This is a genomic window from Streptosporangium sp. NPDC020072 (genome assembly GCF_040631445.1).
Taxonomy (GTDB): Bacteria; Actinomycetota; Actinomycetes; order Streptosporangiales; family Streptosporangiaceae; genus Streptosporangium.
Window position 1 is genome coordinate 214935 of sequence record NZ_JBEYAB010000008.1, and the last position, 21667, is coordinate 236601.

Annotated in this window: 20 protein-coding genes; 10 read left to right on the plus strand and 10 right to left on the minus strand. The window is 70.7% G+C overall.

Features of this window, described 5'->3' with window-relative positions; genetic code table 11:
• Positions 1-175 precede the first annotated feature (175 nt).
• Both ABZ470_RS21095 and ABZ470_RS21100 read right to left on the minus strand, forming a co-directional pair.
• A complete protein-coding gene (locus ABZ470_RS21095) occupies positions 176-616 on the minus strand; it encodes a nuclear transport factor 2 family protein (protein WP_352012312.1) in 441 nt (146 codons plus the stop codon).
• Between the two features lie 84 nt (positions 617-700).
• Complete coding sequence (locus ABZ470_RS21100; protein ID WP_362913105.1) at positions 701-1639, minus strand: DJ-1/PfpI family protein; 939 nt, start codon at positions 1637-1639, stop codon at positions 701-703.
• Positions 1640-1740: 101 nt separating this feature from the next.
• Here ABZ470_RS21100 and ABZ470_RS21105 point away from each other — a divergent pair, with 101 nt between their 5' ends.
• Complete coding sequence (locus tag ABZ470_RS21105) at positions 1741-2382, plus strand: HD domain-containing protein (protein ID WP_362913107.1); 642 nt, start codon at positions 1741-1743, stop codon at positions 2380-2382.
• Here the strand turns inward: ABZ470_RS21105 and ABZ470_RS21110 are convergent, their stop codons facing one another.
• Positions 2383-3123, minus strand: a complete 741-nt coding sequence (locus tag ABZ470_RS21110; RefSeq protein ID WP_362913109.1) for a TetR/AcrR family transcriptional regulator — start codon at positions 3121-3123, stop codon at positions 2383-2385.
• Between the two features lie 30 nt (positions 3124-3153).
• Between ABZ470_RS21110 and ABZ470_RS21115 the strand changes: the two genes are divergently transcribed.
• The gene (locus ABZ470_RS21115) at positions 3154-4365 is read left to right on the plus strand and encodes an FAD-dependent monooxygenase (RefSeq protein WP_362913111.1); all 1212 of its coding nucleotides are present in this window, start codon (positions 3154-3156) and stop codon (positions 4363-4365) included.
• Between the two features lie 50 nt (positions 4366-4415).
• Here ABZ470_RS21115 and ABZ470_RS21120 read toward each other — a convergent pair whose 3' ends face one another.
• Positions 4416-5264 (minus strand): NAD(P)H-binding protein, encoded by an 849-nt coding sequence (locus ABZ470_RS21120; protein WP_362913113.1) that lies wholly within the window; start codon positions 5262-5264, stop codon positions 4416-4418.
• Positions 5265-5374: 110 nt separating this feature from the next.
• Here ABZ470_RS21120 and ABZ470_RS21125 point away from each other — a divergent pair, with 110 nt between their 5' ends.
• The 5 genes from ABZ470_RS21125 (at position 5375) to ABZ470_RS21145 (ending at position 11414) form a co-directional block, all read left to right on the plus strand.
• On the plus strand, positions 5375-6358 hold the full coding sequence (locus ABZ470_RS21125; protein ID WP_362913115.1) for an AsnC family transcriptional regulator: 984 nt from the start codon (positions 5375-5377) through the stop codon (positions 6356-6358).
• Between the two features lie 107 nt (positions 6359-6465).
• Positions 6466-7122, plus strand: coding sequence for a HEAT repeat domain-containing protein (locus ABZ470_RS21130; RefSeq protein ID WP_352012319.1), 657 nt, complete (start codon positions 6466-6468; stop codon positions 7120-7122).
• A gap of 6 nt (positions 7123-7128) precedes the next feature.
• The gene (locus ABZ470_RS21135; RefSeq protein ID WP_362913117.1) at positions 7129-8142 is read left to right on the plus strand and encodes a HEAT repeat domain-containing protein; all 1014 of its coding nucleotides are present in this window, start codon (positions 7129-7131) and stop codon (positions 8140-8142) included.
• A 173-nt stretch (positions 8143-8315) separates the two neighbouring features.
• Complete coding sequence (locus tag ABZ470_RS21140; RefSeq protein ID WP_362913119.1) at positions 8316-9005, plus strand: hypothetical protein; 690 nt, start codon at positions 8316-8318, stop codon at positions 9003-9005.
• A gap of 597 nt (positions 9006-9602) precedes the next feature.
• The gene (locus ABZ470_RS21145) at positions 9603-11414 is read left to right on the plus strand and encodes a cellulose binding domain-containing protein (protein WP_362913121.1); all 1812 of its coding nucleotides are present in this window, start codon (positions 9603-9605) and stop codon (positions 11412-11414) included.
• A 272-nt stretch (positions 11415-11686) separates the two neighbouring features.
• On the opposite strand, the gene ABZ470_RS21150 is transcribed toward ABZ470_RS21145, so the two are convergent.
• Positions 11687-12244 carry an NAD(P)H-dependent oxidoreductase gene (locus ABZ470_RS21150; RefSeq protein WP_362782673.1) on the minus strand — a complete coding sequence of 186 codons (558 nt, stop codon included), beginning with the start codon at positions 12242-12244 and terminating at the stop codon, positions 11687-11689.
• Positions 12241-13860, minus strand: coding sequence for a zinc-binding dehydrogenase (locus ABZ470_RS21155; protein ID WP_362913123.1), 1620 nt, complete (start codon positions 13858-13860; stop codon positions 12241-12243). The genes ABZ470_RS21150 and ABZ470_RS21155 overlap by 4 nt, the downstream gene beginning before the upstream one ends.
• A gap of 89 nt (positions 13861-13949) precedes the next feature.
• Here ABZ470_RS21155 and ABZ470_RS21160 point away from each other — a divergent pair, with 89 nt between their 5' ends.
• Both ABZ470_RS21160 and ABZ470_RS21165 read left to right on the plus strand, forming a co-directional pair.
• The gene (locus ABZ470_RS21160; protein WP_362913125.1) at positions 13950-14906 is read left to right on the plus strand and encodes an AraC family transcriptional regulator; all 957 of its coding nucleotides are present in this window, start codon (positions 13950-13952) and stop codon (positions 14904-14906) included.
• Positions 14907-14966: 60 nt separating this feature from the next.
• Positions 14967-15401, plus strand: a complete 435-nt coding sequence (locus ABZ470_RS21165) for a prolyl oligopeptidase family serine peptidase (protein ID WP_362913127.1) — start codon at positions 14967-14969, stop codon at positions 15399-15401.
• Between the two features lie 233 nt (positions 15402-15634).
• On the opposite strand, the gene ABZ470_RS21170 is transcribed toward ABZ470_RS21165, so the two are convergent.
• On the minus strand, positions 15635-16219 hold the full coding sequence (locus ABZ470_RS21170; RefSeq protein WP_352012329.1) for a helix-turn-helix domain-containing protein: 585 nt from the start codon (positions 16217-16219) through the stop codon (positions 15635-15637).
• A gap of 66 nt (positions 16220-16285) precedes the next feature.
• Between ABZ470_RS21170 and ABZ470_RS21175 the strand changes: the two genes are divergently transcribed.
• Complete coding sequence (locus ABZ470_RS21175; protein ID WP_362913130.1) at positions 16286-17470, plus strand: FAD-dependent monooxygenase; 1185 nt, start codon at positions 16286-16288, stop codon at positions 17468-17470.
• A gap of 7 nt (positions 17471-17477) precedes the next feature.
• On the opposite strand, the gene ABZ470_RS21180 is transcribed toward ABZ470_RS21175, so the two are convergent.
• From ABZ470_RS21180 to ABZ470_RS21190, 3 genes are all read right to left on the minus strand, one after another.
• Positions 17478-18695, minus strand: a complete 1218-nt coding sequence (locus ABZ470_RS21180) for a cytochrome P450 (protein ID WP_362913132.1) — start codon at positions 18693-18695, stop codon at positions 17478-17480.
• 43 nt (positions 18696-18738) lie between these two features.
• Positions 18739-20172 carry an MFS transporter gene (locus tag ABZ470_RS21185; protein ID WP_362913134.1) on the minus strand — a complete coding sequence of 478 codons (1434 nt, stop codon included), beginning with the start codon at positions 20170-20172 and terminating at the stop codon, positions 18739-18741.
• Positions 20173-20675: 503 nt separating this feature from the next.
• Positions 20676-21653 (minus strand): dipeptide ABC transporter ATP-binding protein, encoded by a 978-nt coding sequence (locus ABZ470_RS21190; protein WP_362913136.1) that lies wholly within the window; start codon positions 21651-21653, stop codon positions 20676-20678.
• Positions 21654-21667 lie beyond the last annotated feature (14 nt).

A 21667-nucleotide genomic window follows, 5' to 3' on the forward strand; every position in this document is an offset into this window, starting at 1 on the left:
TCGGCAACGAAGCTCCGGCCGAGAGGTGGGCCTCCCTTTGCCTCCGTGGGTGACCCGGCTGGGGCGGGTCGCCGGAGGTTCGGCGCGGACGGTCGCCGTCCCGCCAAGGTATCCCATCTCCCCGTGAGAGTCGCGAACCGGCCGGGCCACCTCAGACCGAGTCTCCCGTCTGCCGTCAGGGTTCCAGGTCGATCACCCCTCTACCGGTCGCGATGTCGAACGGCACGGAGGCCTGGTCGTGCACGATCAGCCAGTCGCCGTCGATCTTCTGGAAGCAGAAGGTGCCCCTGACCCATATGCCGCTCGTCGCGGTCCCGTTCCTCGACGTGCCGCTGAGCCGGCCGAAGCCGTACCCGAACGCCACGTCGTCACCCACGACGAGTCTCAGGTCGCGCACCTCGTAGGTCACGTCCGCGAAGAACGCGAACACGTTCGCCCAGTTCCTGAGTTTCGCCTCCGCTCCGACGTGCCGCAGCGGAGGTTCCACGTCGAAGGACACGACGTCCGCCGCGTAGAGACGTTCCAGGCCCTCAAGGTCCTTGGCCTGGATCGCCTCGACCAGCCTGCCGAGGTGCCTCCGGAGAACGGTCTCGTCTGTTTCGTGTCGCGTGGTCATCGCCACCCGCCCCTTTTCTTCCGGTGTGGATTTCCTGTCCCTCACCGTTACGACGGCGCGGCCGCTTCGAATGTCAGGTCGATGTCAGGTCGTGGTGCCGAAACGTCTGCGGTATTCGGTGGGCGTGGTGCCCAGGTGGCGGGCGAAGGTGCGGCGCAGGGTCTCGTCGCTGCCGAGACCGCTGTGCCGTGCCGCCGAGGTGATGCTGTGCCCGTCGAGGAGGAGCTGCTGGGCGCGGTCGAGACGGACACGTTCGACCCAGCGGGCCGGAGTCGTGTCCAGCTCCGCCTGGAACAGCCGGGTCAGGTGCCGGGTGCTGACCGACGCGGAGGCGGCCATGGCGGGCAGGCTGTGGTCTGCCGCCGGGTCGGCGAGTACGGAGGCGGTCAGTGAGCGCAGCAGGTCGCCGCGTGCCGGTGGGGTCGCCAGCGCCGTGGAGAACTGTGACTGGCCGCCCGGGCGCTGCATGAACACGACCAGTTCACGGGCGATGTCCCGGGCCGCGCCCGCTCCGTGGTCGTGTTCCACCAGCGCGAGGGCCAGGTCGATGCCCGCGCTGATCCCCGCGGAGGTGACGTAACGGCCGTCCCGGATGTGCAGGGCGTCCGGTTCGACGCGCACGAGGGGGTGGCGGCGGGCGAGAGCCCGCGCGTGCCGCCAGTGGGTGGTCGCCCTCCGGCCGTCGAGCAGGCCGAGCGCCGCCAGGACGAAGGCGCCGCTGCAGACCGAGGCGACCCGTGCCGCCCGGTCGGCGAGGTCGGTGACCGTTGTCAGCAGTTCGTCCTCGGGGCCCCGCTCCGCGAGGTGGTCGGCTCCGGCGACCACGACCGTGTCGACAGGCCCGGCGTCGGCCGCCGTCGTCGTCGCGGCCAGCGTCGGTCCGGAGGCCGTCCGGACGTCGCCGCCGTGGGGGGAGACCAGGACCGAGGTGTACCGGCCCGCCTGGTGCAGCACCTCCAGGGGGCCGCTGACGTCGAGCAGGGTCACGCCGTCGAACACCACGAAGGCCACTCGATGCGTCATGTCGGAATCTGTGGTTCACATGGCCGTATGGACATGGTGTCAGGGTATGGCACCGGGTGAATCTGGAGGAGTCAACCGATCGAGGGTGAGGAGAGGCAGTCATGACGGGTGAATCGATCGCGGGTGTACGGATCCCGGACAGCGCCCTGGCGCGTGAGGCGACCGAACTGGTGCGTGAGGCCGCCTCCCCGCTGCTGTTCGACCACTCCCGGCGGGTGTTCCTGTTCGGGGCGCTACGCGGCCGGGAGCAGGGGCTGGACTTCGATCCGGAGCTGCTGTACGTGGGGGCCATGTTCCACGACCTGGGGCTGACCGAGCGCTTCCGCCGTACCGACCAGCGTTTCGAGATCGACGGCGCCGACGAGGCCCGCCGCTTCCTGAACGCCCACGGTGTCACCGGAGAGCCTGCCGACCGGGTCTGGACGGGGATCGCCCTGCACACCACCCCGGAGATCCCGCTGCACATGGCGCCCGAGGTGGCCCTGATCACCCGTGGCGTGGAGCTGGACGTTCTGGGCATCGGCTATCACGCGGTCTCCGGCGAGCAGCGCGAGGCCGTGGTCGCGGCCCACCCCCGGCCCGACTTCAAGAACCGGATTCTCGCCGCCTTCACCGAGGGCGTCAAGGACCGCCCGGAGACGACCTTCGGCAACGTCAAGGCCGACGTACTGGCCCACTACGTTCCCGGCTTCCGGCGCGGTGACTTCGTCGAGGTCGTCAAGGACTCCGACTGGCCCGAGTAGTCATCCGCCCGTGGCGCGGATCAGCGCGGCCACGCCGTCCAGGATCCGGGCGAGCCCGAACCGGTAGTCCAGCCGCCGTTCGTCCGCCGGGGTCTCCGCGGGGTAGTCGTAGGCGCCCGCGTCGACGGCGGCGCGCAGCGCGGGGAAGCGCCGCCCGTCGACCAGGCCGCCGAGCAGGTCGCTGTAGGCGGCGATCGGCTCGCCCGAGGCGGCCTGCCCCAGGTCGGCGCTCAGCCGCGCCACGGTGTGCATGTGGCTGGCGACCAGCAGGGCGACCCCCACCTTGTCGGCCTCGCTCAGTCCGGTGTCCTTCAACGCCCCCAGGGCACGGTCGGCCCACGCAAGCTGGTTGGGGGTGATCGGTGGCCCGGTGATCGGCAGGCGCACGATCCAGGGGTGGGTGTGCAGCATCTCCCACTGCGCGCGGCACCAGCGCTCCAGGCCGGGGCGCCAGCCGCCACAGGGCTCGTCCAGTTCGGCGGGCAGCGCCGCGACCTGGTCGAGCATCAGCAGCAGCAGCTCGTTCTTGCTCCTGACGTACCGGTAGATCGACATCGTGGTGAAGCCGAGCCGTTCGGCGACCCGCGCCATCGACACGGCGTCGAGGCCGTCGGCGTCGGCCAGCTCCACCGCCGCCTGGACGACGCGGGACAGGGTCAGCCGGCTTCTCCGCTCCGGTTCGGGCTCGTCGAACCGGGCCCACAGCGCGCTGAGACCCGCGGGCAGCTCTTCTTCCGTCACCCACGAAGTGTATGACATAGATTTATGTGTATGACATACACTTCACTGATCGTGGGCGGCGGCATCGCGGGCACACTGAGCGCGATCGCTCTCCGCAAGGCGGGCATCGAGCCGGTCGTCTACGAGGCCTACGAGCACGGCGCCGACAACGTGGGCGCATTCCTGACACTCGCGGTGAACGCGCTCGCCGCGTTACGCACCCTCGGCGTGGACGTCGGCGAGATCGGCTTCGAGACGCCGAGGATGACCCTCACCAGCGGCTCCGGCAGGAAACTCGGTGAGCTCCGGTACGGCGAGCCCCTGCCGGACGGCACCGTCAGCAGGACCGTCAAGCGAGCCGACCTCTACCGCCTGCTCCGCGAGCACGCCGTACGGCAGGGCGTGCGGATCGAGTACGGCAGGCGGCTCGTGGACGCCCACGGCGGGGGAGGCGGGGTGCTGGCGAGGTTCGCCGACGGCGGCACGGCCGAAGGAGACCTGCTGATCGGCGCGGACGGCCTGTGGTCGCGTACCCGCAAGATCATCGACCCGGCCGCCCCCGGCGTCCGCTACTCCGGGCTGCTCAACACCGGTGGCTACGCGCGCGGTGTCCGGACCGGCGCCGAGCCGGGGGTGATGAGCGCGATCTTCGGCAGGCACTGCTTCTTCGTGCACCTCACCCATCCGAGCGGGGAGGTCTGGTGGGCGGCGAACCCGGCCAGGAAGGCCGAGCCGACCCGCGCCGAGCTGGACGCGATCGACCCACAGGAGTGGCGGGCCCACCTGGTCGAGTTGTTCCGGCGCGACGCCGGTCCCGCCGCCGACCTCGTCGCGGCCTCCGACGAGATCTTCCCCGCCTGGAAGACCTACGACGTCCCCTCCGTGCCCCGGTGGCACCGCGACCGGATGATCGTCATCGGGGACGCCGCCCACGCCACCGCCCCCTCGATCGGGCAGGGGGCTGCCATGGCCATCGAGGACACCGTCGTCCTGGCCAAGTGCCTGCGCGACAGCCCCGGCGTCACCACCGCCTTCACCGCCTACGAACGGCTCCGGCGCGAGCGCGTGGAACGGGTCGTCGACCAGGGCAACCGCACCGGAGGCTGGAAGGGGCTCGGGCCCCTGGCGCGCATACCGCGTGACCTCGTCATGGCCGCGGGGATGAGATTCATGGCCCGCAGGGGCGCGGATCCGAGTCGCTGGATCTACGACTACCGCATCGACTGGGACGAACCGGTGACCGGCCTGTTTCGTAGTGCGTGACGGCACCGGGGGCGGTCACCGGTTCGGCGTGTTCGATCCGAGGTGGTCGTTCATCGGAAGGACTCACGGTGGTCGTGTGCCCACTGCCGGAAGTCGTACGGCGGGCGCCCGGTGATGTCCTCGACGGTCGAGGTGACCAGAGACGAGGCCGAGCGCTTCTCGGCCGCCGCCAGCAGCGCGTCCACCAGGGCGGGCGGACGGCCGTCGGCGAGCATCCGCGCCCGCGCGTCCGGTACGGGGACCTCCTCGAAGCGGAGTGCACGGCCGATCGCCGTGCCGATCGCCCGGACCTGCTCGGGACGGCTGATCACCCGGGGCCCGGTCAGCAGGTGGGTCGCGCCCCGGTGGGCGTCGTCGGTGAGCGCGCGGGCGGCGACGGCCGCGATGTCACGCGGGTCGACGACCGCCGTGGCCGCGGTGAGCGGGCCGCGCACCACCCCGGTGGCGCGGATCTGGTCGGCCCAGCCCAGGGTGTTGCTGGCGATCGTGTCCGCCCGCAGGACGGTCCGGGGCAGGCCGGACCTCTCGATCAGGCCCTCCATGTCGGTGTGCAGCCTGAAGATGGGGTCGTCCTGCTCCTCGGGCCGGCCGTCCACGCCGATCGACGACAGGTAGACCACCCGCCGGGCGTGCCCGCCGATCGCCTCCAGCACCGCGGGCGCGCCCTGGGTCGTGAGGAAGGGCCAGATCAGGAAGACCGTCCCGACCCCGGTCAGCGCCTCGTCCAGCCCGCCGGGCGCGTCGAGGCTCCCGGGCACGACGCCGACGCCGTCGGGCACCCGGACCGACGCGGCCTCCTGCGGGAGCACCAGGGCGCGGACGCCGGGGGCGCCCGTCGCGCTCAACCGGGTGAGCACGTGCCGTCCGACGTTTCCCGTGGCCCCTGTCACCAGAATCATCGCCTCGTCCCTTCGTCTCGGTACCCGACGAACTCTGCGGCGCGAACGAACCCCCGGACCACTCAGAAGCCGATTGACGGCCCGAATCCGACATCAACTAGCTTTCAGTGGTGGAAATCGACGTTGCGGACGAGCTGGACCGGCGGCTGATCCACGCGCTCCAGCTCGACCCGCGAGCCCCGTTCAGCCGGATCGCCGAGGTGCTGGGGGTCTCCGACCAGACGGTGGCGCGTCGTTACCGGCGGTTGCGGTCGGCCGATCTGCTCAGGGTCGTGGCGGTTCCGCCCGCCAACTTCCACGCGCACGGACGTTTGCTGCTGCGGTTGCGCTGTGTCCCGGGAGCGGCGGACGGGGTCGCCTCCGCGCTGGCCCGGCGCCCGGACACGGCCTGGGTGCAGGTCGTCTCCGGCGGCACCGAGGTGCAGTGCATCACCCGTGCGCGGATGCCCGGTGACGGCGAGCGACTCCTGGAACGCCTGCCCCGCGGCGGACGGGTGGTGGACCTCACCGCCTACTCGCTGCTGCACACCTTCTACGGCTCGCCCGGAGGCGTCCGGCTGCTGAACGCCCTCACCCCGCAGGAGGCCGGCCGGCTCGGTCGCGGGCCCGACGCGGTGACCGGCTCCGGCCTTCCCCACTGCGACGCCGACGACCTTCGCCTGCTGAACGTCCTGGCCTACGACGGCCGTACCGGACTGGCCGAGCTCGCGGCGGCCACCGGCTGGTCACCGTCGACCGTCCGGCGGCGGATGGACGACCTCCAGGCCCAGGGGGCGCTCCACTTCTACACCGAGTTCGACGTCGCCTACCTCGGCTATCGCGCGGGGACGCGACTGTGGGCCTCGGTCCCGCCCGCCGAGCTGACCGCCGCCGGAGAGGCTCTGGCCTCCCATCCCGAGGTGGTCTTCGCCGCCGCCACCACCGGGCCGACCAATCTGGCCGCCACGGTGATCTGCACCGACGCCCACGACACCTTCCGGTACCTCACCCAGCGCCTGGCGGCCCTGCCCGCCATCACCCATGTGGAGACGACCCCGATCATCCAGACCCGCAAACGCCTCGGCCGTCTCCTGCGGCCCACCCTCGACGGCTGAGGCCTGCGTCGGCGACCGGTTCCTACGGCCGGGCGAACGGGATTCCGGATCCCGCTTGACCTTCACACGGTGACAAGGTCTTCACTGCTGCCGAGGAGGTGGTCCCGATGACCATTCAGGAACAGGACGCGGTTCTTCGAGGACTGGAGGACGGCCGCGAGTCCGTACGGCTGCGGGCCGCGATGGCGATCGGCACGACCCCCGACCCGTTGTTCGTCGGCAGGCTCGTCGAGCGATGCGCGATCGAGCCCGAATTCTACGTGCGCGATATGCTGACCTGGGCACTTACCCGCCACCCGGCATCGGTGACGATCCCGGCGCTGCTGAAGGAACTCCGCTCCGAGCGCGCGCAGGCACGGAGCCAGGCGCTGCACACGCTGTCCAAGATCGGCGATCGACGGACATGGCCGGCGATCACCCAGGCGCTGCTGACCGACTCCGACGACGAGGTGGCGCGAAGCGCCTGGCGGGCGGCGGTCATACTCGTGCCCGAAGGGGAGGAGGCCGGGTTGGCCGCGGTGCTGGCGACACAGCTCGGGCGCGGCGGACGCCAGACGCAGCTGAGCCTCAGCCGGGCGCTGGTCGCGCTCGGTGAGGCGATCGTGCCGGCCCTGCGCGCCGCGGCGACGGACCCCAGGCCGCGCGTGCGCGCGCACGCGATCGCCACGGAACGGCTGTTGAACGACCCGGAAACCGGATTCGAGTTCGCGATCGAGGAGGCCAAGCGCGTCGTAGCCCTCGGCCCGACCGGCAGGGAGGAGTGACAGGCGGTGTTGATCGGTGATGTGGCACGACGGTCGGGGGTCAGCGCCCGCATGCTCAGGCACTACGACTCGCTCGGCCTGGTACGGCCGACGGGCCGTAGCGGCGCCGGCTACCGGGAGTACTCAAGCGAGGACGTCCGCCGGATCTTCCACATCGAGAGCCTTCGCTCTCTGGGCTTGTCGTTGCGTGACGTCGGGCGCGCGCTCGACGATCCCGACTTCACGCCCTCGGACCTTGTCGACGACCTCATCCGCCAGACGCGGGAACGCATCGCGGCCGAGACCGAGCTGCTCACGCGACTGCGTCAGATCGACGCCGTGGAGCCCGCGGACTGGGAGGAGGTCCTCCAGGTCGTCGCGCTCCTGCAGGCGCTGGGCTCGAAGAGCGCGGGCAGGCGACAGCGCGCGGCCCTGTCCTCGGTGTCCTCGGTCGAGGAGGTCACGGTGCCGGTCGAGGCGCTGGTCGAGGCGGCGCTGAGCGAAAGGGACCCCCACGTCGCCGGAGCCCTCCGCTGGGCTCTGGCGCAGTCGGGCGACGACGGTCTGGCGCTGCTGGCGGAGGGCCTCGGCTCGCCGGTGGCGGAGGTGCGCGAACGTGCCGTCCAGTCCGTCGCCGAGATCCAGAACGACAAGGCGACCACGCTGTTGAGAGAGGCTCTCACCAGCCCCGACGGCGTGGTCCGCAGGCACGCGGCGCTGGCGCTCGGGGCGCGTGGGGTGGCCGCCGCGATCCCCGCGCTCATCGACGTCGTCGTCGAGGGGACGAACGACGTCGACGCGGCCGACGCCCTGGGGGCGCTGGCGAGCCGTCCCGCGTTGGCGGACCGGATCGCCACCGGGCTCGTCGATCGCCTCACCCACGGCGCCGCCGGACCGTCCGTACGCCTGCGGCTGGCCCAGGCGCTCGCGGACGTCCCGGGAACCACGGCGTCAAGAGCCCTCACGGATCTGTCGCACGACGAGGACCGCGCCGTCGCGCTCACCGCGACATACATCCTCGGCATACGCGACGCCCGATGACGGTCCGTCCCCAGGGCTGTACGCGTATCGTCCGAGACTCCGGCCGGTCCGGCCCAGTCTAGAATGACGGGTTCGGTCTATATGGTCGCGGCATGAGTTCCTCCTCCTCGAATGTCTTAGGCCCGTGGTCGGAACAACTGACCGGTGCCTTTGAGATCCTGCTCGGTCGTCCGTTGGCGGGTTTCGACGCCAAAGCCGTCTACGCGACGTTCTTCGGCGGCGACCTCGTCAACGAGCTCGGCTTCACGCGGGACTCCATCTGGATGAGCCCGGCCGTCCTCCGCGGTGCTGAGCCGGTTGTCTGGGACTGCCCGGTCTTCGACCTGGAGGAGCCGCTGCTGGAGTTCGACGCAAGCCGGTCGGTCTTCGAGTTCGACAAGGCGGGACTTCCGCCGGAGTTCGAGACGGACCTCGCGGTGGCGTGTTTCTCCGGCCGTCTCGTCCTGGGTGGTGACCTGGCTCCTGTGTTGGCGCGACACGGCCTCTCCGCGTCCGATCTGCGCGGCACCTGGACCGTCTGCTACCCGCGGCTGGTCTCGGACGGCACACTCTTTGACGCGATGCGGGTCGCCACCGCGCTCGGCACGGGCCCCGAAAGCCTCCTTCCCCTTGAGGCGGAGGCGGCCGAGGAGTGGCGGGAGGCGCTGGCCGACCGCACGTCGCCCGAGTTGTTCGCCCACTTGAGCTTCTTCTGCACCGAGGGCGAGGAGGGGCTGATGTACCTGCGAACCGAACGGTCGGGCGGTGACCTGCTCGCCGACGAGGGCTGCACGCTGATCGCCAACTGGGAGGAGGGCCAGGGTCAGGTCGAGCTCGCGGTCGTCCAGGTCGGCGAGCTCCTGGGCGGCACCGCGACATCCTGAGGCGCGCACGGCAGGCGGTACGACGCCGTCTGCCGTCGGCCTCTCGAAATGCGGCGCAAGGCTGAGCCGCCTGCTCAAGCGCACCGACCTGGCCCCGGAGGCACGCAGCCACCTCCTCGCCGCCTACGCCGAAGAACTGGTCGGCGAGGACGACCCCACCGCCCTGGCGGCGGCCCGCGAGGCGCTCGACCTCGCCTGCGGGCGGCGGCCATCCAGGTCCTTATCCGCGGCCACCGCGGCCTGCCCGAACGTGACGACCTCTGCCGCGAACTGGTGGCGATCGGCACCGAACACGATCTGCCCGTCTATCGCGTCATCGGGCCGCCGAGGCCCCGGTGGCAATGAGGAAATTCCCAACGAAGTACCGCCTGACCTGCGCTAACGAAGGTGTCGCAAGCCGGGTTTCGGCTTCCGCCGCCTGACGTGCGGTCTCCAGCGGACGCGACCCGTTTTCGCCGTATTCCGGCGGCACCTCAAGACGAGCATGACTCGGTGGACACGCGGGCGCCGCCGGACGTTCAACAATTGCCTTGCTCGCCGGGTTTCAAGATCAGTTAGTGTCCACGGAGGCAAGATCCCTCCGGAAGGAAAAACCCTTTGCCTCTCGCATGGAAGCGCAGACTGACCCTGGCCTGCGCCGCACTCACCCTGCCCCTGACAGCGACGGCGGTTCCCGCCCAAGCGGAGGCGGCGGGTCTGGCACCACTCCTCGTAGCCGGCCCGACGGCCGTCGGAGGAGACCACTACATCGTGGTCGTCAAGGAGTCGGCGACCCTGTCCGGGGAGTTACGCGCGTCGCTGGAGCGTGACGCGGTCGTCGAAGGCGGCCAGATCACCCACCGCTACGCCAAGGCCATCGCCGGTTTCGCCGCCGTCCTGCCCGACGACGCCCTCGACGCGGTCCGTGCCAACCCGGCCGTGGCCTACGTCGAGCCCGACTCGGCGATCAGTGGCCAGACGGTCCAGCCCAACCCGCCGAGTTGGGGTATCGACCGCGTCGAGCAGCACAACCTGCCGCTGGACAACAGCTTCACCTACACCACGACCGGTGCGGGCAGCACGGCGTTCATCGTGGACAGCGGCATCCGTACCACGCACACCGAGTTCGGCGGGCGGGCGTCCTTCGGCGCCAACTTCGTCGAGGACGGCAGGACCGACGACTGCCATGGTCACGGCACGCACGTGGCGGGCACGGTCGGCGGCGCCACCTACGGCATGGCCAAGGCGGTCAACCTGGTGGCCGTGCGCGTGCTCAACTGCGCCAACAGCGGCCTGACCAGCGACCTGGTGGCGGCCATGGACTGGGTCGCGCTCAACCACCCGGCGCGCTCGGTGGCCAACTTCAGCCTCCAGGGCTACGGCACGGCCGCCAACGACGCCGCCGAGGGTCTGATCGACTCTGGCGTCCAGACCGTGTTCATCGCCAACAACTACAACACTGACGCCTGCACCAACGCGCCGCGCTCGCCGCGCGGAATCGTGGTCGGGGCGACGGACATCACCGACCAGAAGGCGACGTTCTCCTCCTACGGCACCTGCGTGGACGTGTTCGCGCCCGGTGTCTCCATCACATCCTCGGTCAACACCGACGACAACGCCTCGGGCTCCTGGTCCGGCACGTCCATGGCCGCCCCGCACGTGACCGGCTGGGTCGCCCGCTACCTCCAGGACAACCCGACGGCGACGATGGCCGACACCAAGACCGCGCTCATCAGCAGTTCCACCAAGAACGTGCTGACCAACATCGGCGACGGCTCGCCCAACCGGCTGCTGTACGCCGAGCCCGGTACCACCCCGGTGGAGGATGTCCCGCCGAGCACGCCGGGGACCCCGGTGGCGAGCAACCTGACCTCCCGCACGGTCACGCTCACCTGGACCGCCTCCACCGACAACGTCGGTGTCATCGGCTACGACCTGTTCACCGGCTCGGGCCAGCCCGTCGGCACCTACCCCAGCGCCAGCGCGGCGCTCACCGGCCTCAGCCCGAACACCACCTACACCTACTACGTACGGGCCCGTGACGACGCGGGCAACGTCTCGGACCCGTCCGGCACGGTCAGCCTGACCACCCCGGCCGATCCGGGCGTCGGCGCCTGCAAGGTGACCTACAACCTGGCCTCGGAGTGGTCCAACGGCTTCAACGCCGACATCACCTACACCAACACCAGCCTGAACACGGTCACCGGCTGGACCATCGCCTGGTCCTTCTCGGCCGGCCAGCACGTGAACAGCGGCTGGAACGCCGTCTGGGGCCAGAACGGCGCCAACGTGACGGCCGACAACCTGACCTGGAACAAGACCGTGGCTCCCGGCGAGTCCGTCTCGGTTGGGATCAGCGGCAGTCATACCGGCACCAACCCGGCGCCGACCGCCTTCACCGTGAACGGCTCGACCTGCACGGTGGGCTGACAGCACGGCAGCGAACGAGGGAGGCGGCGGGCCACGGTGCGCGCCGCCTCCTGCCGTGTGCGGGGTCAGGGCAGCGGCCTGCCAAGCCTCAGCCGAGGTTCTGACGCCCGAGATGTCGAGCTGCTTCTGCCACGACCCGGCGGAGGCGGCCCCCACGCACGCGTCGATCCTCGCGTGGGCCGCCGACCACAAGGCGCTCGTGATTCCGGCGGGGCGGGAGCGGTGAGGTCGGAAGAGGCGGCTCCCGATTCGCCGTACGACGTTGGACGGGGTCACGCCCTGAGCGGTCGCAGCGCCGTACTCCAGGAGACGACCTGGTCGAGCAGCCTGCCCAGGGCGTCCTCCTGGTGCGCGGCGGGTTTGAAGGTGGTGAAGTTCTCGAAGTCGGTGTGCAACAGCAGCTCCACGCCCACCTGGACATCGGCCACCTTGACCTGACCGAGCACCTGCCGCAGGTGTTCGGCGGCCCGCACGCCGCCGCTGACGCCGTAGCCGACCACGCCCGCGGCCTTGTCGTGCCATTCGGCGAACAGGAAGTCGATGGCGGTCTTGAGTGCTCCGGTGATCGAGTGGTTGTACTCGGGTGTCACGAAGACGAAGCCGTCGAGGTTCGCGACGGTCTCGGACCACTTCTTGGTGTGCGGGTGTTCGTACACCCCGGTGGCCGCGGCGAGAGGTTCGTCCAGATGGGGCAGGTCGTAGTCCTTCAGGTCGACCAGTTCGTAGTGCGCGTCGCCACGTCTGACCGCGTGGTCGTGGACCCAGCGGGCCACGGCCTCGCCGTTGCGTCCCGGACGCGTGCTGCCGACGATGATGCCAATCTTGATCATTTACCCACCTTCAATACGATTTTTCCGCGAATAAGGCCGCGCTCTGCTTCGTGGTGCAGAGCAGCCAGGGAATCCAGCGGGCGAACGTCCACCGTGACGTCCACCACGCCCTCGTCGATCAGCGCCACGAGTTCGGCCAGCTGGCCCGGGTCGTTGCGGGCCACGAACCGGACGGCGCGCGGGTGCTCGATCGGCCGGGTGATCGAGACGAACTCCTCGGCCAGCTCCGTCACCGAGGCGGGCACGTCGGCCACCAGGTTGATCAGCACGTCGTTACCGCCCGGCAGGGGAGCGGTGGTGTAGTCGACGACCTCGTCGGCGCCCAGCGCCCGGACGGCGGCGGCGCTGCGCGGACCGGCGGTCGCCACCACGTACGCGCCCGCGTGCTTGGCCAGCTGCACGGCGAACAGCCCGACGCCGCCGCCCGCCCCGTTGATCAGCACCCGGCTGCCGCGACCGATGCGGGCGTGCTCGAAGACCGCCTGCCACGCGGTAAGCCCGGCCACCGGCACGGCCGCCGCGTCCGCCAGCGGAATCCGCCGCGGTGCCTTGGCCAGCGCGTCCGCCTTCGCGACCGCGTACTCGGCGGCCGCCCCGCCGATGAGCCCGATCACCCGGTCGCCGGGGGCGAGGTCACCGGCCCCGACGACCACGGTGCCCGCGACGTCCCAGCCGAACGTGTGCGGAAGCGTGACATCGAGCACGTCCCGCAGCAGGCCCGTTCGCAGGCCGACCTCCGACGGGTTGAACGACGTGGCGGCCACCCTGACGAGCACCTCGCCCGGCCCCGGCCTCGGCACCGGCACCTCCTCCAGCGAGATCACCGAGGCGTCGCCGTACTCATGGATGCGGGCGGCCCGCATGGTGCCGAGGAAGTCGGCGGCGTGCTCGCTCGCCCACGTCTCGAAGGTGCTCGCGGACACTCCGGTGACCTTCTCCACGGTGTCGGTGGCCGGGCCCTGCTCGGCCAGGCCGCGCAGCATGCCGTCCACGGCGGGAGCGGGCCATCCGAGCCCGAGTAACCGCAGCCTGGCCTCCTCCGGAGGCTCCTCCTCCCAGCGCACCGGCAGGCCGATCGCGTCACCGATCGCCCGCGTCTGTTCCCGCTGGGTCAGCGGCCGGGGCCCGGTCAGTGTGTGGACCACGCCGTGGTGCCCCCCGCCGAGCAGTGCGCGCACCGCGACGGCCGCCACGTCCCGCTCGTGGACGGGGGAGAAGGCCACATCACCGTACGGCTGCCGCACGACGCCCGCCCGAACCTGCGCGGCCCACCGCAGGGCGTTGGCCGCGAAGGCGTGTGGGCGCAGCACCGTCCACTCCCGGGCGGTCCCGGCGATCAGGCGCTCGATCTCGACCTCGTGCGGGCGTGCGGCGGCCGAGGACAGGTAGACCACCCGCCGCGCTCCGATCAGTTCCAGCGCCTCGCGGGCGCCCTCCGCCGAGGCGAACGGCCACAGCAGGAACACCGCGTCGACGCCGTCGAGGGCCGCCCCCAACGCGACCGGATCGGTCAGCTCCCTCGTCACCGTGCGGACGTCGGCGCCCGCGTCTTCGAGTTGGCTCACCAGAGGACGGCCGATCGTGCCGGTCGCCCCGCTGACCAGTACTTTTGTCACGCCGTCAACGATATGAGCCACAGCCGAGACAACCAATGCGCCTCTGTCTGTGATTAATACGCGATCGTCTTCGACATTAGACTCATGTCATGGACGTGCTGAGCGACGTGGTCGCCTTCATGCGCTTGGGTGTGCCCCGCTCGGCGCGTGTCGAGTGGCCGGCCCGGTGGGGACGGCGGTTCCCGTCGGCGCCCGGCTCGGCGGGCTTCCAGGTGGTGCTGCGGGGCTCGTGCTGGGTGATCCCGCCGGAGGGGGAGCCGGTCCCGGTCGCGACGGGGGACGTGCTGTTCTTCCCCCACGGGCACGGCTACGCGCTGGCCGACTCGCCCGCGACCCCCGTCGAGGAGCCCGACTGCGACCCCTACGCCGAGACCGAGCTGTTCTCTTCGGCCTCCGTCGAGGGCGCCGGGCCCGTCACCGTGACGCTCTGCGGTGGCTACCGGCTGGACTCCAGCCGGGCGCACCCGCTGCTCAGCGGGCTGCCCGAGATGATTCACCTGCCCGCCAGGCTGGGACGCGACACCGAGCTGCGTGCCGCCGTCGAGCTGCTGGGCAAGGAGATCGAGAACCCTCGGCCAGGCGCGGACCTGGTGGTGTCGGCGCTGCTGGACATGCTGTTGCTGTACATCCTGCGGGCCTGGTTCGACACCTCGACGGAGCACTGCGCGGTCGACAGCTGGGCCGCCGCGCTGGCCGACCCGGCCGTCGGTGCCGCGCTCGACGGCATCCATCGCGACCCCTCCCACCCGTGGACGGTCGAGTCGCTGGGCCGTCGTGCCGGACTGTCCCGTGCGGCGTTCTCCAGCCGGTTCACCCGGTTCGTCGGGCAACCACCGCTGACCTACCTGACCTGGTGGCGGCTGGGCACGGCCGCGCGCATGCTGCGTGACTCCGACGCCGCGCTGAGCGAGATCGCCCCCGCCGTCGGCTACGGCTCGGAGTTCGCCTTCGCCAACGCCTTCAAACGCGAGTACGGCATGGCCCCCGGCAGATACCGCCGCCTGGGCTGTCCTCCGGACCGGACGACGACAGCCCCGCAACCCTGAACGGGGATTGAGGAACGGCGGAGCGGAAACCCCGTCGTACCTGGTAGGCCAGAAGCAGCGGTGCCTCGCCTGCGATCGGTTCCGCTGCCATGCCCTCGGATCGAGGAGGACCCTGCCGATCGGGCGGTCCTCGACGACCCGGCGCTGCGCCTCGGCGGCCTGCTCCAGCGGGTTCCTCCTCAAAGACACCTCCGGAGCCCAACTGGCCGAAGCCGTACCCCGCAGCAGTACCCGGACCGCTATCGCGAGGTGTCCCCAACCTCTGACATTCGCGCCGGCCTGCCCCGCACCCTGCTCGTGGTCGGGGACCGCGACCGCAGCGCCCGCCCCGAAACCGTCACCGGCTTCGGCGACGCGCTCAGGAAGAAGGGCGTCCATGTCGAGGCCGAGGAACTGCCCTTCGCCGAGCACGCCTTCGACAACGCGTACGGCAGCCTCACCTCCCAGACCGGCCGACGGATCCTGCTCGATTTCCTCATCAAGGACACACGCTAGGACCTGCCTGCCAGTCGAACCCCACCAAGGTCGGATCGTTGCCCACCAAGGCCGTAAACACCCCCGAACGGCGCAAACCCCAGTTCAGGCGCGTCAGAACGACCATCCGCACCACACCGTCTCCACCAGGACCGCCAACGCGACCATTCGTTCCGATGCGATGCCGGCATATCCGCCGTCCAGGTCCGCCGCGGCACGTCGCGATCCAGAGATCCGCGCCGGCCCCCGGTTCGTCAGTCCCCGGTTCGTTCCGAACGCGGGCGGAGGCCGTCCAGCAGGACGGTGAGATAGGCGTCGGCGAGGTCCTGGGAGGGGGGCCGGGTGCGAGCGACCGCCAGGGCTGTCTGGCCGATCAGAGTCGTGGTGACGACAGGGTCGATGTCGGTGCGAACCGTACCCTCACGGCGTGCCCCGTCGATCATTTCCTCGACGGCCCGGACGAGGTCGGCGCGCAGTGCCGTGGTGGCGGGCAACTCCAGGCCGCCCAACTGGTCGTTGACGGCGTGGTGCGCCGCCTGGAAGGCGATCAGTTCACGCAGGAAGACCCGCAGGGCCCGCGTGGGCGTGGTCTCGGCGAGCAGGTCACGGGCGCGTCGCACCACCGGTTCGAGCAGGCGTGACACGGCGGCGTCCAGCAACGCGTCCTTGCCGCCGAAGGCGCGCACCACGGTCGCCGCCCCCAGGTCCGCCTTCTTGGCGATGGCCTCGACGGTGAGGGACGCGCCGGGTTCGGCCATCAGGGCGGTGGCGGCGTCCAGGGCGAGCTGACGGTTGCGGACGGCGTCGGCTCGGCGCCGGGATCCAGCGGGCGTTGACAAATGGAATGCCCCTTCCACATAATAAATGGAACATGCATTTCATTTATTCTAGCGCGGAGGAGTCCTGTGAACGAACACATCCTGATCTCCGGTGCGAGCATCGCCGGCCTGACCCTGGCCCACTGGCTGGCCCGGTACGGCTTCAGACCCACCGTGGTCGAACGCGCCCCGGCACCGCGCTCCGGCGGCAACGGGGTCGACGTGCGCGGCAACGCCACCGAGGTGGCCGAGCGGATGGGCATCCTGTCGCGGATCCACGAGTTCGCCACCGACGTCCACGGCATGAAGTTCGTCGACGCCGCCGATCGGGCCGTCGCCCGGATCGACACCAGGGACCCGGCCTCCATCGAGATCATGCGCGGTGACCTGGTGACCCTGCTGCACGAGGTGACCGATGTGGAGATCCTGTTCGGTGACTCCATCCTCGGCCTGGAACAGGACGACGACGGCGTGTCGGTCACCTTCGAGCACGCCCCCGCCCGTCGCTTCGACCTCGTCGTCGGCGCCGACGGAATGCACTCCAACGTCCGCAGGCTCGTCTTCGGGCCCGAAGAGCGGTTCGTCCAGTTCAAGCACCACTACTTCGCCTTCGCCGACACCGACGCCTCACTTGGGGAGAACCGCTGGGTGACGATGTTCAACACGCCGGGCAGGATGACCGGGATCTACCGATCCGGCAACCACCCCCAGGCCAAGGCGTACTTCATGTTCCGCTCCGCGCCACTACGGTACGACCACCGGGACGTCGCCGAACACAAGCGCCTGATCAGCGAGGCGTTCGGGCGAGAGTCGTCCTGGCGGACCAGGGAACTGCTCGACGCGGCCCTCGCCGACCCCGACTTCTACTTCGACGCCCTGGGCCAGGTGCGGATGAACTCCTGGTCCGACGGCCGTGTCGCCCTCGTCGGCGACGCCGCCTGGTGTGCCTCTCCCGTCTCGGGCGCGGGTGCGGAACTCGCCCTGGTCGGGGCCCACCTCCTCGCCGGGGAACTCGCCGCGTCGGGCGGCGACCACCGTGTCGCCTTCGCCCGCTACGGCACGGCCCACCGCCCACTGGTCGACGCGAAGCAGCGGATCGGCCCCAACGTCCGCCTCATGGTGCCCAGGACCGAAGGCGGCCGGTGCGTCCGCGACGTCGTCGCCCGCCTGCCGCTGATGAAGGTCATCGGCGCCGTTGAGCGCCGGGCGCAGGCCAGGAACGCCCGCCCCCTGCCGGAATACGCCCTTGGGCGACGCGGGAACGGCGCCTGAACCGTCCTCACCAGGTGACGGGCAGGTCGCGGACTCCGTAGAAGACCGCGTCGGGTTTGAAAGTCAGCTCCTGTGGCGGTACGGCCAGCGCCAGCGTGGGAACACGCCGGAACAGGGTGCCGAAGACGACCTGGAGCTCCACACGGGCCAGCGACTGGCCCAGGCACTGGTGGGCGCCGTAGCCGAAGGCGACGTGATGGCGGGCGTCGCGGTGGACGTCGAGCACGTCGGGATCGGCGAAGACGGCGGGGTCGCGGTTGGCGGTGCTCTTCACCGCGATGACGCCCTCACCCCGGCGAATCAGCCGCCCGCCGATCACAAGGTCCTCGCGGGCGACACGACGGGCCTCGGTGTGGGTGATGGACAGATAACGCAGGAGTTCCTCGACGACGCCCGCCACCCGGGCGTGGTCGGCGCCGTCGCGGACCGCGCTCAGCTGCTCCGGATGTGTCAGCAGCGCCGCCGTACCCAGCGCGATCATGTTCGCGGTGGTGTCGTGCCCGGCCACCAGCAGGAGCTGCCCCAGTATGGCGATCTCCTGCCGGGTCATGGCGCCGGTACGGTACTGCTCGACGGCAAGCCCGCTGAGCATGTCGTCGCCCGGCTCCGCGTTCTTCTCCTCCAGCAGTCTTTCGAGGTAGGCGTTCAGTTCCTCACTGGCGGCCAGGGCGTGGGCCGGGTCGCCCTCGTCCATGACGAGCTCACCGGCCACCCGCTGGAAGAAGCCACGGTCGGCGTAGGGCACGCCCAGCAGCTCACAGATCACCAGCGAGGGAACCGGAAGGGCGAACGCCTCCACCAGGTCGGCCGGGTTCGGCCCGGCGAGCAGGTCATCGACGAGACCGTCGACGATCCGCTGAATCGTGGGACGCAGCGCCTCCATCTTCCTGACCGTGAAGTCCGCGGTCAGCCGACGCCGGTGAACGATGTGCTCCGGCGCGTCCATCTGCATCAGCGTTTTCATCCGCGCGTCGCGTGCCTTGCTCACCGCGTTGGTGTGCGGAAAGCCGGGCTCGGCGACGTCGACGCTGACCCGCGGATCGGCGAGCAGCGCGCGTACGTCGGCGTGGCGGGTGACCATCCACGCGCCGCTGCCGTCCCAGAGCCGCACGCGTGAAACCGGACTCAGCTCGCCACGGCGGCTCAGCTCCGGAGGCGGATCAAAAGGGCAGCCCATCGCACGGGCCATCGGGAACATCGGCGTCTCGGACAGGTCGTCGGGCATGGCGTCTCCATCGGGTCGTACACGGACATGGTCGAGCCGCGGTTCAGCTCGCATCAGTGGGCGGGACAGGTCGCGGAGCGGGCCGACCGGCCGGTGCCGAACGGCTGAGGCGAGCCGCCGTACGGGCGGTGACGGCGCCGACCGCGCAGACGGCCGCGCACCCGAACAGCATGTAGCGGGCCGAGTCGAGCACCGAGGCGCCGCCCAGGTTGACCAGGACCCCGGCGACCGCCGTACCGAACGCGATCGACAGGCTCGTCACCGTGGCGATCGCGGCCGCCGCCCGGCCGCCTTCCTCCGGATCCCGGGTGCTGGACATCACCGCCACCGACAGATGCGGATAGGCCAGCCCGATGCCGGCACCGGCGACGAACAACACCGGCACCCACACGAGGACCAGCCAGACCGGCGAGTCCTGCCGCTGTAGCAGCCCCTGGACGAGGAGACCGGACGCCAGCAACAGCGGGCCCGCGACACGCGACCGGAGAACCGTGCGTTCCTTGACCATCGAGGAGCTGACGATCTGGGCCGCCGACCAGCCCAGCGAGATGGCCGCACCGAAGAACCCGGCCGCGGCCGGGGCCAGCCCGCCCAGCCGCTGGCCGAACAGCGGCAGGAACGACTCGACCGCGACGCCGAAGGCCAGCAGCGCCAGGGTCAGATACAGCCACTTCAGCGGCGAACCCGGCCGGTAGGTGGTGCACGGGAAGACCCGCGGCCCACCGCGTCGCTCATGAGCGACGAACGCGACCACCAGCAGCAACGCGACCGCGACACCGGCCGCCATGGCCAGGGGGCCGGACAACACCCCCGCCACGCTGACCGCGGTGGTGGCAGCCGTGACCAGCAGCAACGACACGACCGGGACCGGCGCCCCGGCTCCACCCCGCTCGCCGGCGGGCAGCACCCGGTGCACGAACGAGGCGCACACCGCCGCGATCACCGCCATCGTCACGAATGCCAGCCGCCACCCGCCGAACTGGGCGAACAGCCCGCCAAGCGCAGGGCCGACGAAGTTGCCCACGCCGTACATCGCCGACATCAGCGCGTTGCCGCGCGTCCACAACCGCCTCGGCAGGGCGGACCGGACAACGGCGAAACCCAGCCCGGACAGCAGCCCCGCCCCCAGTCCCTGAACACCGCGACCGGCCAGCAACACCGGCATCGCCGGGCTCACCGCGCAGGCCAGCGAACCCACCAGGAACACGGTGAAGCCGAGCAGGTAGGCACCGACGTTGCCCCAGCGGGTCAGGAGGCGGCTGACCGGCATCGTCGCGACCACCATCGCGACGAGGTAGATCGTCATGTTCCACGCGTAGAAGCCGGCGCCGCCGATCTCGGCCACCGCGGTCGGCAGCAGGCTTGAGGCCAGGTAGATGTTGACCGCGCCGACGAGCACCCCCGCGGCCAGCACGATCGCGGCACCGGCGTGCTCCGGGCCCAGCAGTTCCCGCCACGAGGGCGGCACGTTTGTCACGCCGTCACCCTCGTTCCACCGGGTACGGCACGCCCTACGGGGCCGTGACCGCCCAGGTCCTCGACGAGGGTTCGTTCTCTGTCGCAAACACTCATGACATCAAGGCTGTCGTTGAACGAATCCCGGAGACTTCCGTCCCCTGCCACCCGTTCCGGCCAGCGGACGACCCGCGGGAACCCTCAAACCAAGGGAGAGCCCGCACGCCGACGTGTCATCCGGTGATTTCCGAGCAGCCGATGGTCACCATCGGGCGGTGGTACCCGGAGCCCGGGTGAGGATCGCCCGGATGCGGTGTGGCCGCAGCCGGGCCAGGGCCCTGTCGCCGAACACCTCCAGCAGCTCTCCGCCGTGGCGGCGCGTCCCGGCGTACCGCTCAGTGACGTACCCCCTTGGGGGAGCGGCTCAGCAGCGGTTCGGGCACCCACCACCGGCACCGGCTCCGGGCGCCGCCGTCATCGCCGCGAGGACTCCGGCCTCCCGCGTGGCCGTACGGCCCGGCGGGCTCAGCCGCCGCCGAAGAGGCAGGCCACCGGGTGCCCGGCGCCGCGTTCGGTGAGTTCGGGGAAACGCTCGGCGCAGACGTCCACCGCGTGCGGGCAGCGGGAGCGGAACGCGCAACCGCTCGGCGGGTTCATCGGGCTCGGCGGGTCACCGCGCAGGATGATCCTCTCTCCCCGGTGGTGGGGGTCGGGCACCGGGGCCGCCGACAGCAGGGCGCGCGTGTAGGGGTGCGCGGGCCGTTCGAAGATCTCGGAAGCCGTGCCGGTCTCCACGATCCTCCCCAGATACATGACCGCGACGCGGTGCGAGATGTGCCGCACCACGGCCAGGTCGTGCGCGATGAAGACGTAGGCCAGTCCGAAGTCACGTTGCAGCTGCCTCAGCAGATTGATGACCTGGGCCTGGATCGACACGTCCAGCGCGGAGACCGGTTCGTCGCACACCAGGACGTCGGGGCGGAGCGCGAGCGCGCGGGCGATGCCGATGCGCTGACGCTGCCCGCCGGAGAACTGGTGCGGGTAGCGGTCGATGTGCTCGGGGTTGAGACCGACCGTCCGCAGCAGTTCCCGCACCCGGCCGCGCCGGTCGTCGGGCGCCGCGTCACGGTGCACCGCGAACGGCTCCGCGATGATCTGGCCTACCGTCATCCGGGGGTCCAGTGACGAGTACGGATCCTGGAAGACGATCTGCACCTTGCGGCGCAGGTCGCGTAGCCCGCGTCCGCCCAGCGTCGCGATGTCGGCGCCCCGGTACCGGATGTGCCCGCCGGTCGGTTGCTCCAGCCGGATGAGCAGCTTCGCGAGCGTCGACTTGCCGCACCCGGACTCTCCGACGACTCCCAGCGTCTCCCCGGCCCGAAGCTCGAAGGACACGCCGTCGACGGCCTTGACCACCCCGGCCCGCCGTCTGACGACGTGCCCCCGTCGTACCGGGTAGTGCTTGGTCAGGTCCTCGACCGTCAGCAGTTCCTCACCGGTCATGACACGCTCCGGCG

Bases quoted from the DNA above. Each gene is read 5' to 3' on its own strand.
- ABZ470_RS21095 (WP_352012312.1), bottom strand. From the start codon at position 616: ATGACCACGCGACACGAAACAGACGAGACCGTTCTCCGGAGGCACCTC.
- ABZ470_RS21100 (WP_362913105.1), bottom strand. From the start codon at position 1,639: ATGACGCATCGAGTGGCCTTCGTGGTGTTCGACGGCGTGACCCTGCTC.
- ABZ470_RS21105 (WP_362913107.1), top strand. From the start codon at position 1,741: ATGACGGGTGAATCGATCGCGGGTGTACGGATCCCGGACAGCGCCCTG.
- ABZ470_RS21115 (WP_362913111.1), top strand. From the start codon at position 3,154: ATGACATACACTTCACTGATCGTGGGCGGCGGCATCGCGGGCACACTG.
- ABZ470_RS21120 (WP_362913113.1), bottom strand. From the start codon at position 5,264: ATGATTCTGGTGACAGGGGCCACGGGAAACGTCGGACGGCACGTGCTC.
- ABZ470_RS21130 (WP_352012319.1), top strand. From the start codon at position 6,466: ATGACCATTCAGGAACAGGACGCGGTTCTTCGAGGACTGGAGGACGGC.
- ABZ470_RS21150 (WP_362782673.1), bottom strand. From the start codon at position 12,244: ATGATCAAGATTGGCATCATCGTCGGCAGCACGCGTCCGGGACGCAAC.
- ABZ470_RS21160 (WP_362913125.1), top strand. From the start codon at position 13,950: ATGGACGTGCTGAGCGACGTGGTCGCCTTCATGCGCTTGGGTGTGCCC.
- ABZ470_RS21180 (WP_362913132.1), bottom strand. From the start codon at position 18,695: ATGCCCGACGACCTGTCCGAGACGCCGATGTTCCCGATGGCCCGTGCG.
- ABZ470_RS21190 (WP_362913136.1), bottom strand. From the start codon at position 21,653: ATGACCGGTGAGGAACTGCTGACGGTCGAGGACCTGACCAAGCACTAC.